The 15503-nt window shown below is 55.8% G+C and carries 15 protein-coding genes; 8 read left to right on the forward strand and 7 right to left on the reverse strand.

What is annotated here, in order from left to right; all coding sequences use genetic code 11:
- Nucleotides 1-29: 29 nt before the first annotated feature.
- Both ymiC and acnA read left to right on the forward strand, forming a co-directional pair.
- A complete protein-coding gene (ymiC, locus tag AC3WS9_RS10075) occupies nucleotides 30-128 on the forward strand; it encodes a small membrane protein YmiC (protein ID WP_348996385.1) in 99 nt (32 codons plus the stop codon).
- Nucleotides 129-293: 165 nt separating this feature from the next.
- On the forward strand, nucleotides 294-2969 hold the full coding sequence (acnA, locus tag AC3WS9_RS10080; protein ID WP_282495319.1) for an aconitate hydratase AcnA: 2676 nt from the start codon (nucleotides 294-296) through the stop codon (nucleotides 2967-2969).
- A gap of 34 nt (nucleotides 2970-3003) precedes the next feature.
- Here acnA and ribA read toward each other — a convergent pair whose 3' ends face one another.
- Nucleotides 3004-3594, reverse strand: a complete 591-nt coding sequence (gene ribA / locus AC3WS9_RS10085) for a GTP cyclohydrolase II (protein WP_282495318.1) — start codon at nucleotides 3592-3594, stop codon at nucleotides 3004-3006.
- 195 nt (nucleotides 3595-3789) lie between these two features.
- Between ribA and pgpB the strand changes: the two genes are divergently transcribed.
- From pgpB to yciH, 5 genes are all read left to right on the forward strand, one after another.
- Nucleotides 3790-4557 (forward strand): phosphatidylglycerophosphatase B, encoded by a 768-nt coding sequence (pgpB, locus tag AC3WS9_RS10090; protein WP_492488085.1) that lies wholly within the window; start codon nucleotides 3790-3792, stop codon nucleotides 4555-4557.
- Between the two features lie 148 nt (nucleotides 4558-4705).
- Entirely contained in the window at nucleotides 4706-5014 is a 309-nt protein-coding gene (locus tag AC3WS9_RS10095) for a LapA family protein (protein ID WP_285146368.1), read from the forward strand.
- A 6-nt stretch (nucleotides 5015-5020) separates the two neighbouring features.
- Nucleotides 5021-6190 carry a lipopolysaccharide assembly protein LapB gene (gene lapB, locus AC3WS9_RS10100; RefSeq protein WP_282495315.1) on the forward strand — a complete coding sequence of 390 codons (1170 nt, stop codon included), beginning with the start codon at nucleotides 5021-5023 and terminating at the stop codon, nucleotides 6188-6190.
- Nucleotides 6191-6376: 186 nt separating this feature from the next.
- On the forward strand, nucleotides 6377-7114 hold the full coding sequence (gene pyrF / locus AC3WS9_RS10105; protein WP_492488087.1) for an orotidine-5'-phosphate decarboxylase: 738 nt from the start codon (nucleotides 6377-6379) through the stop codon (nucleotides 7112-7114).
- Nucleotides 7114-7440: a stress response translation initiation inhibitor YciH gene (gene yciH, locus AC3WS9_RS10110; protein WP_492488089.1), complete on the forward strand. Its 327-nt coding sequence runs from the start codon at nucleotides 7114-7116 to the stop codon at nucleotides 7438-7440. The genes pyrF and yciH overlap by 1 nt, the downstream gene beginning before the upstream one ends.
- Before the next feature lie 102 nt (nucleotides 7441-7542).
- Here yciH and osmB read toward each other — a convergent pair whose 3' ends face one another.
- The 3 genes from osmB to AC3WS9_RS10125 all read right to left on the reverse strand — a co-directional run bounded on the left by osmB (nucleotide 7543) and on the right by AC3WS9_RS10125 (nucleotide 9004).
- On the reverse strand, nucleotides 7543-7761 hold the full coding sequence (osmB, locus tag AC3WS9_RS10115) for an osmotically-inducible lipoprotein OsmB (protein ID WP_095284293.1): 219 nt from the start codon (nucleotides 7759-7761) through the stop codon (nucleotides 7543-7545).
- Nucleotides 7762-8026: 265 nt separating this feature from the next.
- Complete coding sequence (yciT, locus tag AC3WS9_RS10120) at nucleotides 8027-8779, reverse strand: DNA-binding transcriptional regulator YciT (protein ID WP_282495312.1); 753 nt, start codon at nucleotides 8777-8779, stop codon at nucleotides 8027-8029.
- Nucleotides 8780-8821: 42 nt separating this feature from the next.
- Entirely contained in the window at nucleotides 8822-9004 is a 183-nt protein-coding gene (locus tag AC3WS9_RS10125; RefSeq protein WP_492488091.1) for a YciZ family protein, read from the reverse strand.
- A gap of 193 nt (nucleotides 9005-9197) precedes the next feature.
- Between AC3WS9_RS10125 and AC3WS9_RS10130 the strand changes: the two genes are divergently transcribed.
- Complete coding sequence (locus AC3WS9_RS10130; protein ID WP_285146371.1) at nucleotides 9198-10067, forward strand: crotonase/enoyl-CoA hydratase family protein; 870 nt, start codon at nucleotides 9198-9200, stop codon at nucleotides 10065-10067.
- Here the strand turns inward: AC3WS9_RS10130 and pdeR are convergent.
- From pdeR to AC3WS9_RS10145, 3 genes are all read right to left on the reverse strand, one after another.
- Entirely contained in the window at nucleotides 10064-12055 is a 1992-nt protein-coding gene (gene pdeR / locus AC3WS9_RS10135) for a cyclic di-GMP phosphodiesterase (RefSeq protein ID WP_282495309.1), read from the reverse strand. The genes AC3WS9_RS10130 and pdeR overlap by 4 nt on opposite strands.
- Before the next feature lie 319 nt (nucleotides 12056-12374).
- Nucleotides 12375-14309, reverse strand: a complete 1935-nt coding sequence (locus AC3WS9_RS10140; protein WP_492488093.1) for an exoribonuclease II — start codon at nucleotides 14307-14309, stop codon at nucleotides 12375-12377.
- Nucleotides 14310-14396: 87 nt separating this feature from the next.
- Nucleotides 14397-15398, reverse strand: coding sequence for a CMD domain-containing protein (locus tag AC3WS9_RS10145; protein ID WP_492488095.1), 1002 nt, complete (start codon nucleotides 15396-15398; stop codon nucleotides 14397-14399).
- Nucleotides 15399-15503: the final 105 nt, after the last annotated feature.

Raw genomic sequence — 15503 nt, forward strand, 5'->3', positions numbered from 1 at the left:
TCATATAAATATAAGTCTGGTGTCAGATGATGAATACTCTACAAAACATGAAGTACTGGTCCTGGATGGGGGCTTTTAGCATATCCGTCCTGTTCTGGGCGCAGCTAATCTGGCTGGCCTTAAACTAAATACAAAACCTCGCTCCGGCGGGGTTTTTTGTTTATATCCCACCGTTCATCGTTTATCCCGATTTATCAATTCGGGTTGTTATCAAAACGTTACGACATCTTTGTGTTATCTTTAATTACAGCCCCGATGATTGTCGGGGTATCCCTATCATTAAGGAGGAGCTTATGTCGTTAACCCTACGCGAAGCCAGTAAGGACACGTTGCAAGCCGAGAATAAGACCTATCACTACTACAGCTTGCCGCTGGCCGCCAGGACACTTGGGGACATCGCGCGCTTACCCAAGTCACTGAAAGTTTTACTGGAAAATCTCTTACGCTGGCAGGATGACGAGTCTGTCACTGCCGATGATATCCATGCCCTGGCGGGGTGGCTGAAAAATGCCCACGCCGATCGTGAGATCGCCTATCGCCCGGCGAGGGTATTGATGCAGGACTTCACCGGCGTGCCTGCGGTGGTGGATCTGGCGGCGATGCGCGAAGCCGTCAAACGCCTCGGCGGCGATACCGCCAAAGTGAACCCGCTTTCTCCTGTCGATCTGGTCATTGACCACTCCGTGACCGTTGACCATTTCGGCGATGACGACGCGTTCGAAGAGAACGTGCGTCTGGAGATGGAGCGAAACCACGAACGCTACGTGTTTTTGAAATGGGGCCAGCAGGCCTTTAGCCGTTTCAGCGTGGTACCGCCGGGCACCGGAATTTGCCACCAGGTCAACCTGGAGTATCTGGGTAAAGCAGTGTGGAGCGAACTGCAGGGCCAGGAGTGGATTGCCTATCCCGATACCCTGGTGGGGACCGACTCCCACACCACGATGATCAACGGACTCGGCGTGCTGGGATGGGGCGTGGGCGGCATCGAAGCCGAAGCCGCGATGCTCGGTCAGCCCGTCTCAATGCTGATCCCGGATGTGGTGGGCTTTAAGCTGCTGGGCAAACTCCGCGAAGGCATCACCGCCACCGACCTCGTACTGACCGTGACCCAGATGCTGCGTAAACACGGGGTGGTCGGTAAATTTGTGGAATTCTACGGCGACGGTCTGGATTCCCTCCCGTTAGCCGACCGCGCGACCATTGCCAACATGGCACCGGAATACGGCGCGACGTGCGGCTTCTTCCCGATCGACGGCGTGACCCTGGAGTACATGCGCCTGAGCGGGCGCAGCGATGAGCAGGTCGCGCTGGTGGAGGCCTATGCCAAAGCGCAGGGGATGTGGCGAAATACGGGCGATGAGCCGGTCTTCACCAGCACCCTGGAACTGGATATGGATGAAGTCGAAGCCAGCCTTGCCGGGCCGAAACGTCCGCAGGATCGCGTTGCGCTGCAGAATGTGCCGAAAGCCTTCGCCGCCAGCAACGAGCTGGAGCTCAACTCTGCGCAAAAAGACCGCCGTCCGGTTGATTATGTTATGAACGGGCATCAGTACCAGCTTCCCGACGGCGCCGTGGTGATTGCGGCGATCACCTCCTGTACCAACACCTCCAACCCGAGCGTGCTGATGGCTGCCGGGCTGCTGGCGAAAAAAGCAGTCACCCTGGGCCTCAAGCGCCAGCCGTGGGTCAAGGCCTCGTTAGCGCCGGGATCGAAAGTGGTGTCGGACTATCTGGCGAAAGCCAAACTGACGCCATACCTCGACGAGCTGGGCTTTAACCTGGTCGGCTACGGGTGTACCACCTGTATCGGTAACTCCGGTCCGCTGCCGGACCCTATCGAGCAGGCGATCAAGCAGGGTGATCTGACCGTGGGCGCGGTGCTTTCAGGCAACCGTAACTTCGAAGGCCGAATTCATCCGCTGGTCAAAACCAACTGGCTGGCCTCGCCGCCGCTGGTGGTCGCCTATGCTCTGGCAGGCAACATGAACATTAACCTGGCAAGCGACCCGATCGGCCACGACCGCAAGGGCGACCCGGTGTATCTGAAAGATATCTGGCCGTCGGCGCGCGAAATTGCTCGCGCCGTTGAGCAGGTCTCGACCGAGATGTTCCGCAAAGAGTATGCCGAAGTGTTTGAAGGCACGCCGGAGTGGAAAACGATCAAAGTGGAACGCTCTGACACCTACGGCTGGCAGAGTGACTCGACCTATATCCGCCTGTCGCCGTTCTTTGATGACATGGAAGCTCAGCCGAAACCGCTGGTCGATATCCAGGGAGCGCGCATTCTGGCGATGCTGGGAGATTCCGTCACCACCGACCACATCTCTCCGGCGGGGAGTATCAAACCCGATAGCCCGGCGGGGCGTTATCTGCAGGGGCGTGGCGTGGAGCGTCGCGACTTCAACTCCTACGGCTCTCGTCGCGGGAATCACGAAGTGATGATGCGCGGGACCTTCGCCAATATTCGTATTCGCAACGAAATGGTGCCGGGTGTGGAAGGCGGGATGACGCGCCATCTTCCGGGAACGGAAGTGATTTCGATCTACGATGCGGCGATGAAATATCAGCAGGAAGGCACGCCGCTGGCGGTGATCGCCGGGAAAGAGTATGGCTCCGGTTCAAGCCGCGACTGGGCGGCGAAGGGACCGCGTCTGCTTGGCGTCCGGGTGGTCATCTCCGAGTCGTTTGAACGTATTCACCGCTCGAATCTGATCGGCATGGGGATTTTACCGCTGGAGTTCCCGCAGGGCGTGACGCGTAAAACGCTGGGCTTAACCGGGGAGGAGCGGATTGATGTTCGCGATCTGCAAAACCTGAAACCGGGGGCGACCGTTCCGGTCCAGCTCACGCGCGCGGATGGCAAAACGGAAGTGCTGGATTGCCGCTGCCGCATCGATACGGCGACCGAACTGACGTACTACCAGAACGACGGCATTTTGCACTATGTGATTCGTAATATGCTGAACTAGCGGTACCGGCCCGGCGAAAGCCGGGCCATTTGACTTACTCGCTCAGAAGGTGGCCCATCTTCGCGGCTTTGGTATCAAGGTAATGGGCGTTCTTCGGGTTACGGCCCACAATCAGCGACACGCGTTCCACGATATTGATCCCGGCTTCGGTCAGGATTTCCACTTTGCGCGGGTTGTTCGTCAGCAGACGCACTTCGTCCACGCCCAGCAGTTTGAACATATCCGCACACAGGGTGAAGTCACGTTCGTCAGCGGCGAAACCGAGCTGATGGTTGGCTTCGACTGTATCGTAGCCCTGATCCTGCAGCGCATAGGCGCGGATTTTATTCAGCAGACCGATATTACGACCTTCCTGGCGGTGATAGAGCAGCACGCCACGACCCTCTTCGGCGATATGCGACAGCGCCGCTTCGAGCTGGAAACCGCAATCACAGCGCAGGCTGAATAAGGCGTCGCCCGTCAGACACTCTGAATGGACGCGAGCCAGTACCGGCGTCTTGCCGGAAATGTCGCCAAACACCAGTGCGACGTGGTCCTGCCCGGTTGCCAGTTCTTCAAAACCCACCATCAGGAAATCGCCCCATGGGGTTGGCAGATTGGCTTCTGCCACACGTTTAAGCTGCATGTGATTCTCCAGAGTATGCTGACACGTTTCGTGCCAGTCGCCCTTCGGCTTTAGTATCCCGCTATTTTGCCACAAGCCGACAGCGTTCACCTAGCTGAGGGCATGCTATACGGATGTTAAACGCACAATCCGACATTTTCACCCATTGCGTTAAATTCGGTTATGATTGTTGAGCTTAGCGAAAAAGGAGACAACATGCTTTCGATTGCCCGCCGCACGGCTGCCGGTGCCGCTATTTTACTCATTATGCCCTTAGCGGTATGGATTTCAGGCTGGGCCTGGCAACCGGGACAAAACAGCGCGTGGCTGAAGACGCTGTACTGGGTGACGGAAACGGTCACTCAGCCCTGGGGCATTATTACTCACGGGCTCCTTTGCGCATGGTTTTTGTGGTGCCTGCGTTTTCGCCTGCGTCCGGCGATCATGCTGTTTATCATTCTCGGCGGGGCGATTGTTGTTGGGCAGGGGATTAAGTCCTGGGTCAAAGATCGCGTCCAGGAACCGCGTCCTTTCGTGGTGTGGCTTGAAAAAACGCATCATATTCCGGTAGATACCTTCTACAATTTAAAGCGTAATGAGCGCGGACATCTGGTGAAAGATCAGCTGGCCGAAGCGCAGGAAATTCCGAATTTTTTACGCCAACACTGGCAAAAAGAGACCGGATTTGCCTTCCCGTCCGGCCACACGATGTTTGCGGCCAGTTGGGCGCTGTTGGCCGTCGGTTTACTCTGGCCGCGCCGCCGTACCCTGACCATCGCCGTTTTACTGGTCTGGGCGACAGGGGTGATGGGCAGTCGTCTGCTGTTGGGGATGCACTGGCCGCGCGATCTGGTGGTGGCAACCTTGATCTCCTGGCTGTTGGTGACCTTCGCGACCTGGCTTGCGCAACGTCTCTGCGGGCCGTTGACGCCGCCGCCGGAAGAGAACAAAGAGATTGCCGAACGAGAGCAAGAAGCGCCCTGATGGTTGAATTTCGCCGTTTCGCCCTCAAATCATGTTGGACCCTATCACTTTTTCCGTTTCACGCTCGCGGCTAAAATGGTAGTTTATAAGGCTGATTGCGGCGAGTTGAACATACTTTATTCGCTTGAACCACATAACGGGAAGTCATGTGAAATATCTACTCATATTCTTACTGGTGTTGGCGATTTTTGTTATTTCGGTCACGCTGGGTGCGCAAAACGATCAACTGGTGACCTTTAATTACCTGCTGGCGCAGGGCGAGTATCGCGTATCGAGCTTGCTTGCTGTGTTATTCGCCGCCGGTTTTATCATCGGCTGGCTCGTTTGTGGCCTGTTCTGGCTGAAAGTTCGTGTTTCTCTTGCGCGTGCGGAACGTAAAATCAAACGTCTTGAAAATCAAATTGCGCCTGTGGCTGACGTACCGGTTAATTCTGGTGTGCCGGTCGTGAAGGAATAAACGAATATGCTGGAGTTGTTGTTTCTGCTTTTGCCTGTAGCCGCAGCCTATGGCTGGTATATGGGCCGCAGAAGTGCGCAACAAAATAAGCAGGACGAGGCAAACCGGCTTTCCCGTGACTACGTCGCGGGGGTGAACTTCCTTCTGAGCAACCAACAGGATAAAGCGGTAGACCTGTTCCTCGACATGTTAAAAGAGGACACCGGCACCGTTGAGGCCCATCTCACCCTCGGAAACCTGTTCCGCTCGCGTGGCGAGGTCGACCGCGCCATTCGCATCCACCAGACGCTGATGGAAAGCGCTTCACTGACTTACGATCAGCGTCTGCTGGCGGTGCAACAGCTGGGCCGTGACTACATGGCTGCGGGTCTTTACGACCGCGCGGAAGACATGTTCAGTCAGCTGGTGGATGAAACGGATTTCCGCGTCAGCGCCCTGCAACAACTCCTGCAAATTTATCAGGCGACCAGCGACTGGCAGAAAGCCATCGACACCGCGGAACGCCTGGTGAAGCTCGGTAAAGACAAACAGCGCGTCGAAATCGCCCATTTCTACTGTGAGCTGGCTCTGCAGCAGATGGGCAGCGATGACATGGAAAAAGCCATGTCGCTGCTGAAAAAGGGCGCTTCTGCCGATCGCAACAGCGCACGTATCTCCATCATGATGGGGCGCGTGTTTATGGCGAAAGGCGAGTTTGGCAAAGCGGTGGAGTGCCTGCTGCGCGTGATTGACCAGGACAAAGAGCTGGTCAGCGAAACCCTGGAGATGCTGCAAACCTGCTATCAACAGCTTGGTCGTCCGGACGAGTGGGTGGCCTTCCTGCGTCGCTGCGTGGAAGAGAACACCGGCGCGACGGCGGAACTGATGCTGGCCGACGTTGTCGAGCAGCACGAAGGCAACGATACCGCTCAGGTGTACATTACCCGTCAGCTGCAGCGTCATCCGACGATGCGCGTCTTCCACAAACTGATGGACTACCATCTGAACGACGCAGAAGAAGGGCGCGCCAAAGAGAGCCTGATGGTGCTGCGTGATATGGTGGGCGAGCAGGTACGGAGCAAGCCGCGCTATCGCTGCTCGAAATGCGGATTTACCGCTTACACGCTCTACTGGCACTGTCCTTCCTGCCGCGCCTGGTCAACCATCAAGCCGATCCGTGGTCTGGACGGTCAGTAGTTTTTTAAAACCTCGTATTTTAGTTACAACATACTCATGTCGTTTTGAGAATGGTTCGGCACCGTGCGGTCTTTCGCCGGGCAGGAGGGTAAATCGATTCTGTCAATTTCTGCCGCTGGCAGGTAGAATGCTCGCCGTTTATCTATCCCGCGCCACTGCGGCGCCCATAGACGAAAAGGGCTGGTCATGACGTCTGTTGCATCCTCTTCTTCCCGCGTAGTTACTGAATCTCCCGTTGTTGTTGCACTCGACTATAACAATCGCGACAGCGCACTCGCTTTTGTCGATCGCATTGACCCACGCGACTGCCGTCTGAAAGTCGGCAAAGAGATGTTCACCCTGTTTGGACCGCAAATCGTGCGTGACCTGCAGCAGCGTGGCTTTGATGTCTTTCTCGATCTCAAATTCCATGATATTCCCAACACCACGGCACACGCGGTGGCCGCAGCGGCCGATCTCGGCGTGTGGATGGTGAACGTGCATGCCTCCGGCGGGGCGCGAATGATGACCGCCGCGCGCGAAGCGCTGGTGCCATTTGGCAAAGACGCGCCGCTGCTGATCGCTGTTACGGTTTTAACTAGCATGGAAGCGAGCGATTTGCTCGATCTGGGCGTGACGTTGTCACCAGCCGAACATGCCGAGCGTCTGGCGCGTCTGACGCAAAACTGCGGCCTCGATGGGGTGGTGTGTTCCGCACAGGAAGCGGTGCGTTTTAAAGCCGAGCTTGGTCAGGCATTCAAACTGGTCACCCCAGGCATCCGTCCTCACGGCAGCGATGCGGGCGATCAGCGCCGTATCATGACGCCAGAGCAGGCGCTGGCGGCAGGAGTCGACTATATGGTTATTGGTCGCCCGGTCACACAATCTGCTGATCCAGCGCAGACCTTAAAAGCGATCAACGCATCATTGAGCAAGGGGGCGTAATGAGCGATTCCAATAGCCGTCTGGTCTATTCAACGGATAGCGGACGTATCGACGAGCCTAAAGGGGTCGTACAACGTCCGAAAGGGGATGGCATTGTGCGCATCCAGCGTCAGACCAGTGGCCGCAAGGGCAAAGGCGTGTGCCTGATCACCGGCATTGATGAAGACGACGCGACCCTCGCCAAACTGGCGGCAGAGCTGAAAAAGAAATGCGGCTGTGGCGGCGCAGTCAAAGAGGGCGTTATTGAGATCCAGGGCGACAATCGCGATTTAATAAAGACGCTGCTGGAAGCCAAAGGAATGAAAGTCAAACTGGCGGGCGGTTGAAAATAATAAGCCACGGTATATACCGTGGCTTTTTTCTTTGTGCGTCAGTCAGAAAATAGCGTTCTGAAATAATGCAAACATACGGTGGTTATTCTATATATCTTATTTACCCACCTGGTGGCCGATGATACCACCCACCGCTGCACCACCCAGGGTACCCAGGGCACTACCATCGGTTAACACTGCCCCACCAACAGCACCCGCACCCGCACCAATCGCGGTGTTACGGTCACGTTTGGACCAGTTAGAACATGCGCTCAGAGACATGGCGAGAGTGACGGCCAAAACGGCTGCTGCTAATTTTTTGCTGGTTAAATTCATCATACTTTCTCCTGAATTATCGATTCACGGAAATAAGCTATCAGTAAGTATAGACAATGAAATACGTCAGCGTCATTTCCGTGAAACCTGGTCGCGCAGGTGTTACAAAATCACGCAGGTGATAGTCACTTCCTGTTATATCGCTAATACTAATTTTAAATTTTTGCTGGCGAAACGACAGGTAAATAGTCTTAAAGGGATGTTCAGAATTGTCTCAGATAGAATTCATGCGCTCTGCGCCCGTTGAAGCGGGCGCAGGAGAGGGTCAGGCGGAGTGTTTGACGATATCGACGGTCAGGCCGTCGCGCTGCAACTGCTGGCGATGCTCATCGCTCAGACGCTCATCGGTAATCACGCGGCTAAAGCGCGATACCGGCCCCATCATATAGGGATGCACGGCACCAAATTTAGAGCTGTCGGTCAGGACAATGGCTTCGCAGCCTTTTTCCAGCACCGCGTTGACCACATCGGAACGCATCATATCCCGGCCCGTAAAGCCCGTTTCCGGCTGCCAGCCGTCAATGCCGATAAAAGCTTTGCTGAAGTGAACCTGCTGAACATACTGACGCGTCAGCGGCCCCACCATGCTTTCGCTTTTCTTCTGATAAATACCGCCCAGCAGAATCACTTCGCAGCGCGTCTCTTTGAGCAGGTGCGCGATATAGCTGCTCACCGTAATGATGGTGATGTCTTTCTGCTCCGCCAGGGTGCGCGCCAGCAGGGCGTTGCTGCTGCCGTTCTCGATAAACACGGTTTCGCCGTTATTGACCAGTGAGGCGGCAAATTCCGCCAGCTCGCGCTTCAGCGCAAAGTTGGTCATCATGCGCGTTTCAACGTCTTCACTGTCCAGCGGTACCGCGTAGCCGTGAGCCCGGCGCAGGTAACTCTGTTTTTCCAGAAGGTTCAGGTCCTGACGGATGGTCACCTCTGACACGCCGGTTGTTTTCGCCAGCTCGACGACACTCACGCGTCCTTTGTCGATCACCATCTGCAGAATGATTTGTTGTCGGGAATTCATAGCATCCAAATAAAGAAAACGAAGACGAAAAAGGGGTGAAGATTACACTTCCCACGGGGCTTTCGGCTGGGTGGGATCCTGCGCCTGGCTTGCGCCATGCTGTGCCAGTAATTCAGATTTCAGGATCTCAAGATTACGAATAGCGGAGTGGTAATCGCCAGCGACCAGAATATCCAGCACTGTATCAATACGTTGTGCCACTTTCTGCGCGTCAACTTCAGACATCATCTCACCCTCAGAACGAAAAGTTAATAATTTCAATGATGCAGAAATTGCCGACAAAAGAGAAGGGAAAAAATGCACTAAGCAAATTACATAAATGAAAGTGATAAATTTATCCCTTCGCATACAGACGAGTTGGGGAGTGGATTAGTCTAAAACTGCGCGCAAGGCGCTTTTTTATATGAGGAATTAGACTATGACAGTCATCAACCAAGCAACCTGCAAACTGTTCACCGATCCTGAACGTTTCACCCAGCTCGCAGGCTATTACGAGGAAGAACGGCGTACGGTATGGATGATGCTGCGGGCTCAGCCGCGCCCCTGTTTCAACCATGCGTTAATCGAGGAAATCATGAACATGTCGTGGCTGGTCCGGCAATCGGGCTTTGCCGTGGACTTCTGGGTGACCGGCTCACTGGTCCCCGACATGTACAACACGGGAGGGGACTTGCGCTTCTTCGTCGAATGCATCCAGAACGGACGGCGCGAAGCCTTACGCGCTTACGCCCGGGCGTGCGTCGATTGCGTCCACGCGGCGTCACGCGGCTTTGATACCGGCGCCATTACGCTGGCGATGGTGGAGGGCAGCGCGCTCGGGGGCGGCTTTGAGGCGGCGCTGGCGCACCATTTTGTGCTGGCGCAGCGCGACGCGCGGCTCGGGTTTCCGGAGATTGCCTTTAATCTCTTTCCCGGCATGGGCGGATATTCGCTGGTCGCCCGTCGTGCAGGCATGAAGCTGGCTGAGGAGCTTATCTATCGCGGGGAATCCCACACGGCGGAGTGGCACGAGCAGTACGGACTGGTGGATGTACTGTTTGAGCCAGGCCTGGGATATGTCGCCACACGCACCTTCATCGACACCTTACAGCCGAAGCTGAACGGCGTACGGGCGATGCTCCGCGCTCGTCAGCGGGTGTTGCAACTCCCGCGCAGCGAGCTGATGGATATCACCGAGGACTGGGTCGATGCGGCATTCTGCCTGGAGCCAAAGGACATTGCCTATATGGAACGTCTGGTGATGCTGCAAAATCGTCACAACGCCGTCGGAATGCGTAAAGCCAGTTAACGCATTTTCTTTGCCTGGTAACGCTTGAGCCAGCGCTCGAATGCGGCAGCGGGCATTGGCTTCGCGAATAAAAAACCTTGCCGTTCGTTGACGCCATTCTTGGTGAGAAAGGCGTCTTCTTTCGCACTCTCCACCCCTTCGGCGATCACCTGTAAATTCAGCGCCTGGGCCACGGCCACGATGGCGCGCACCAGCGACTGGGAAATCGACTGCTTATGAATGTCGCGCACGAACACCTGATCGAGTTTGATGGCGTCAATCGGGAAACGCGCCAGCTGCGAGAGGGACGAATACCCGGTACCGAAGTCATCGAGATGGATCTGCGCCCCTAGCTGGCTGAACTGCTGGATCACCGACAAGGCCAGCTCCTCGTTCTCAATCAGGCAGCTTTCGGTCAGCTCCACATCAATCGGGCAGTATTCAAAATTGAGATCCTTCAGCGCCTGTTTGAGATCGCTGAAAATAGTCTGGTCGGCGAGCTGACGGGCAGAGACGTTCACCGCCACCCGAAGATTGATGCCTTTATCACGCCACTTCGCCACCTGACGCACCACGTCGAGCATGACCCAGCGCCCGAGCGGAACAATCAGGCCCGACTCTTCGGCGTAGGAGATAAACTCCAGCGGCGGGATCAGACCGCGCTCCGGCGACTGCCAGCGCACCAGCGCCTCGAGGCTACGCACTTCGCCGCGCCAGGTCATTTTCGGCTGATAGTGGATCAACAGCTGGTCGTTATCCAGAGCCTTGCGCAGGTTGGTGTCCAGCCACAGATATTCGAACACGCGCTGGTTCATTTCCGGCGAGAAGACGCAGAACTTGCCGCGTCCGCTCTCTTTGGCCGTGTACATCGCCGTATCAGCGTTGCGAATAATACTTTCCCGATCGGTGCCGTGCTGCGGCGCGAGGGAAATCCCCAGCGAACAGCCGGTATAGATTTCGATGAGACCGATGCGGAAGGGCTGGCGCAGACGCGTCAGGATGCGCGAGGCCATCGCCTCAAGGGTGCTTTGCGAGGTGTTGGTCGCCAGCACGATAAATTCATCGCCGCCGAGACGCGCCAGCACCTGGCCCTCTTCAAGGCAGCTTAAAATCGCCAGCGCCACCGCCTGCAACAGCTGATCGCCAAACATATGCCCGTAGGCATCGTTCACTTTTTTAAAGTTATCGAGATCGAGATACACCACGCCGACCTGAGCGTCGTCTCGCGTGTCTATTGCGTCGCTGATCAGCTCATGGATGGCGTTACGGTTGGGAAGGCCGGTGATGGTGTCCGTGTTGGCCAGCACGCGCAGGCGCTCCTGGGCACGGCGCTCTTCGGTGATATCGGTGCCAGAACAGATAAGAAAAATTTCATTTTTCCCGCTGCCGCTGTGGACGAATTTGTTTCTGAACAGAAACAATCGTTGTCCTTTCCGCGTCTTGATCCAGCGTTCCACTTCGTAAGAACTGCCGTTACGGAAGAAGCCGGAAATATTACGCTTCGACGCAGCGGCTTCGCTGCGGCTCATAAAGAGTTTAAAGACGTTTTGCCCGATGACTTCCTGCTCTTTCATGCCGGTATACTCTTCGCTCAGGCGGTTAAAGCGCTGAATATTGCCCTGCTGATCGAGGATCACAATCACCGAGTTGGCTTCAGAAACGACCTGTTCGGCGAAGGATAAACCTTGCACCAGATCACGCGCCACGGAAGGGGTGTCATTCCAGGCAGAGGCCGTACCGGCCCACTCCTTTTTATTGATTTTGCGCCCCACCAGATGCACGGGAACGTCGGAGCCATACAGGGAAAGCGTCATGGTAATGCTGGAAGTGATGACGGTGAGCTGGCGAATCTGTTCGGCCTGATCGTCGCTCAACGCAACGACCTGAGTCGTATCGGCGTTTTCGCTGGCGGCCAGATGCAGAGCATTGCTGTCCGCTGTCAGTCGCCACCAGGGACTGTGTGTGCCCATGTAACGAAACAGCAAATTATGCTCCAGTTCGTCAATCATGCTTTCTCCCGGACCCGCTCAATGGCGCAAATTATGCATTTTCATTCGATTTTACCGAGGCATTGCAGCGGCATTATCGAAGTGAACTTATTGTTTTTCCCTGAATTCTTATATTAAAACGAGAAGAGCCAAAAAGGATACATGTGGATAAAAATTCCCGTAACCAAAGATGACGGCCTTCTTTTACTGTAGATAATGGTGGTGGTTTTTGTGGGGAGTAAGCGGAAAATATTAAGAAAAAGTGATGAATATGCGGTTTATCAGCGGAGGAAAATGTCGGCGTTCCTCAAAAAGAAATCGCCGACATGTTTAAAGCTTATCAGGCGACAGGGCGCGCGATAATACTGCGGGTTTCCATGCGAACTTCGGCGATGTTTACATCAATCACATCCGTGACTTTATAAACCGTTTCACCTTTGATCTGCACGGCACCATTTTCCTGGCTGCAGGTCAGCTCATCGCGAACCGCATGCAGGAACGGCGCAGGAATAAAGGCAACCGCGCCATTGTCCACCAGACGCACGCGCATCCCGCCGCGGCTCACGTCAATGATTTCGGCAGCGAAACGGGTCTCCGTTCCGGCTTTGTCATTCAGGAAACGGGCATACAGCCAGTCGCCAACATCGCGTTCCGCCATACGGTTCAGGCGACGACGCTCCGCCATCTGCACGGTGGTCTCTTCCTGCGGACGAGCGATGGTTTCACCTTTGATGATCGCTTTCAGCAGACGATGGTTCACCATGTCGCCGTACTTACGAATCGGTGAGGTCCAGGTCGCGTAGGCCTCAAGACCCAGACCAAAGTGCGGGCCCGGTTCGGTGCTGATTTCAGCGAAGGACTGGAAGCGACGAATACGGCTGTCGAGGAAACCAGACGGCTGTGCATCCAGCTCACGGCGCAGTTTGCAGAAGCCGTTCAGCGTCAGCACTTCCTGCGGATCCACGTGGACGTCATGCGTTTTCAGCAGGGCGGCCAGCGCTTCGGTGTTCGCCGGATCAAAACCAGTGTGGACGTTGTAAATGCCGAAGCCGAGCTTGTCGCGCAGTACGCGGGCGGCGCAAATGTTAGCGGCAATCATCGACTCTTCAACGATGCGGTTGGCGATGCGGCGCGGTTCGGCAACGATATCCAGCACTTCGCCTTTTTCACCGAGCACAAAGCGGTAGTCCGGACGGTCTTTGAATACCAGCGCGTGGGTTTTACGCCATTCGCCGCGGCTCAGACACAGGCGCTGCAGCAGAGTAATCTGCTGGGCAATCGCCTCGTTTTCCGGTTTCCAGCTGCCGGTATTTTCCAGCCAGTCAGAAACATCGTCGTACGCCAGCTTCGCTTTCGACTCGATGGTGGCGGCGAAGAATTCGATATCGTCTTCGATGGTGCCATCAGCCGCAACGGTCATGCGGCACGCCAGCACCGGGCGCACTTCGTTAGGGCGCAGGGAGCAGAGGTCGTCGGAGAGTTCACGCGGCAGCATCGGGATGTTAAAGCCCGGCAGATAGTTGGTGAACGAGCGAATTTTGGCGGAATCGTCGAGCTTGCTGCCTTCGGCAATCCAGGCTGTCGGATCGGCAATCGCAACGGTCAGATGGAGTTTGTTGTCGCTGCCTTCTTCAACGTACAGCGCATCATCCATATCCTGGGTGCTGGCGCTGTCGATGGTCACGAAGTGCAGGGCGGTCAGATCGCGACGCGCCAGACCTTCATCCATCATCTCTGTCGCGACACCGTTTGGTGCCTCTTTTTCCAGATTATGACGGGCGAGGGTGACCCACCACGGCACGAAGTGGTCGTCGCCGTAGGTGATGAAATGAGTGAGTTCGGCGTAGAAGCCGCGATCGCCTTTCAGCGGATGGCGACGCATTTGAGCAACCGCCCAGTCGCCTTCTTTGAAATCGTGTTCAACGCCGCGTTCTGCGCGGCAAGGGATGGCCTCTTTCAGCAGAGGATGGTCCGGCACAATGGAAAGACGGTCGTCTTTACGATGCACTTTGCCCACAAAACGGGTCAGGAAAGGTTCGATCAATTCTTCTGGCTCGGCGGATTCACGATCTTTCTCGGTGTGAATCACTGCCGTAACACGATCGCCGTGCATCACTTTCTTCATCTGCGGAGGCGGAATGAAGTAGCTTTTCTGCGCATCGACTTCCAGGAAGCCAAAGCCCTTTTCCGTGGCTTTTACCACCCCTTCCGCACGTGGCGTCTGGGAATGCAATTGCTGTTTAAGCTGCGCTAGCAGCGGGTTGTCCTGAAGCATAGTGTTCTATTTTCGTGGCCATTGAGCGGCTGACAGTTTTACGCGAATCTCACTGTGACAGCAAGCCAATTTAGGGGTTGCGTCAGGTTATTCGCCCTTATTTAAGGCAATTTTAAGGCGACTGAGCCAGCCATAAAAAGCCTCCCAGGACAACAGGTTAATCGCTTCAACACCAGGAATACCTTCATCGATAAGCGGGGTAAACTGCGCCGCGCTGAACCGGTCGGGAGAGCGGGCCAGCAGCTCGGTCGCCCCAGAGACAGACGTATATGTCGCATAGCGAAGATTCGCCTGCTGAATATCACTTGTCAGGATCTCGCCGGTCAGGTCGAGGAGCGCAGATTCATGACACAGCACCGGCGTCAGGTCGCGCAGCAGAGGCTCGGTTTGCCAGCGCGAGAGCGACTCCAGCTGCGCAGCTGTGGCATAGCGCAGTTCAACGCCCGGGAAGATCGGCTCCCACTCGCTCATGTTGATCTCATTGAGGGCCGCATGCGGCGGAATGTGGTGCCCCGGCAGCCAGCGAACGGGATGGCCGAGCAGCGCCTGGAAGGCGGCCACCACGCGCGCCTGAAAGCCGACAAAACCAATAATCTGATTCATCACAATCATGTCGAACGTCGTCAGACCGACTTCATCCAGCTGCAGCTGCGCTTTGCCGTCGATAATATCCGGCGAACTGGCCAACTGGCGGGCGTACTGGGTGATTTGGGCGAGGCGCTGATTACTTTCACGTGAGGAGTCGGGGCCGGGAAGCGGGGCGAGCAGGGCGGCGTAATGGTTACAGAGGCGCTGAACGCCGCACGCCTGCGCCACGGTGAGCGCGGTGCTTAGCCGGTCGTAAGCGCTAAGGGTATGCAGACGATTCACCGGGACTTGCAGCGGAAACAGCAGGTGACACAACGCCCGGGCCGGATTTAGCCAGCTTTCACACGGGGTAACAATGTCTAAAGGCAGGGCTAAATCGAGCAAAAAACGATCCTCGACATGCGCGGCCTCGGGAACCAGCGGCAGAACATCATCCGGACAGTGATTTGTCTGGGTTTCGTGATACCAGTGGCCTTTGCCGGAAAAACGGCGTTGTTCCATGTGCGTTCCTTGATCTCAAATGGCGATCAATATCCTGGCGCATGGCTATCAGTGCGAAAAATATTGTTAGGTGATAACAAATAGCGGAACGGAATAACGGAAGGA

The sequence above is a fragment of the Lelliottia sp. EB106-05-01-XG201 genome, assembly GCF_058791735.1.

Coding starts and splice junctions, on each gene's coding strand:
- ymiC (WP_348996385.1), top strand. CDS start 30: ATGAATACTCTACAAAACATGAAGTACTGGTCCTGGATGGGGGCTTTT.
- acnA (WP_282495319.1), top strand. CDS start 294: ATGTCGTTAACCCTACGCGAAGCCAGTAAGGACACGTTGCAAGCCGAG.
- ribA (WP_282495318.1), bottom strand. CDS start 3,594: ATGCAGCTTAAACGTGTGGCAGAAGCCAATCTGCCAACCCCATGGGGC.
- pgpB (WP_492488085.1), top strand. CDS start 3,790: ATGCTTTCGATTGCCCGCCGCACGGCTGCCGGTGCCGCTATTTTACTC.
- lapB (WP_282495315.1), top strand. CDS start 5,021: ATGCTGGAGTTGTTGTTTCTGCTTTTGCCTGTAGCCGCAGCCTATGGC.
- pyrF (WP_492488087.1), top strand. CDS start 6,377: ATGACGTCTGTTGCATCCTCTTCTTCCCGCGTAGTTACTGAATCTCCC.
- yciH (WP_492488089.1), top strand. CDS start 7,114: ATGAGCGATTCCAATAGCCGTCTGGTCTATTCAACGGATAGCGGACGT.
- osmB (WP_095284293.1), bottom strand. CDS start 7,761: ATGAATTTAACCAGCAAAAAATTAGCAGCAGCCGTTTTGGCCGTCACT.
- yciT (WP_282495312.1), bottom strand. CDS start 8,779: ATGAATTCCCGACAACAAATCATTCTGCAGATGGTGATCGACAAAGGA.
- AC3WS9_RS10125 (WP_492488091.1), bottom strand. CDS start 9,004: ATGTCTGAAGTTGACGCGCAGAAAGTGGCACAACGTATTGATACAGTG.
- AC3WS9_RS10130 (WP_285146371.1), top strand. CDS start 9,198: ATGACAGTCATCAACCAAGCAACCTGCAAACTGTTCACCGATCCTGAA.
- pdeR (WP_282495309.1), bottom strand. CDS start 12,055: ATGATTGACGAACTGGAGCATAATTTGCTGTTTCGTTACATGGGCACA.
- AC3WS9_RS10140 (WP_492488093.1), bottom strand. CDS start 14,309: ATGCTTCAGGACAACCCGCTGCTAGCGCAGCTTAAACAGCAATTGCAT.
- AC3WS9_RS10145 (WP_492488095.1), bottom strand. CDS start 15,398: ATGGAACAACGCCGTTTTTCCGGCAAAGGCCACTGGTATCACGAAACC.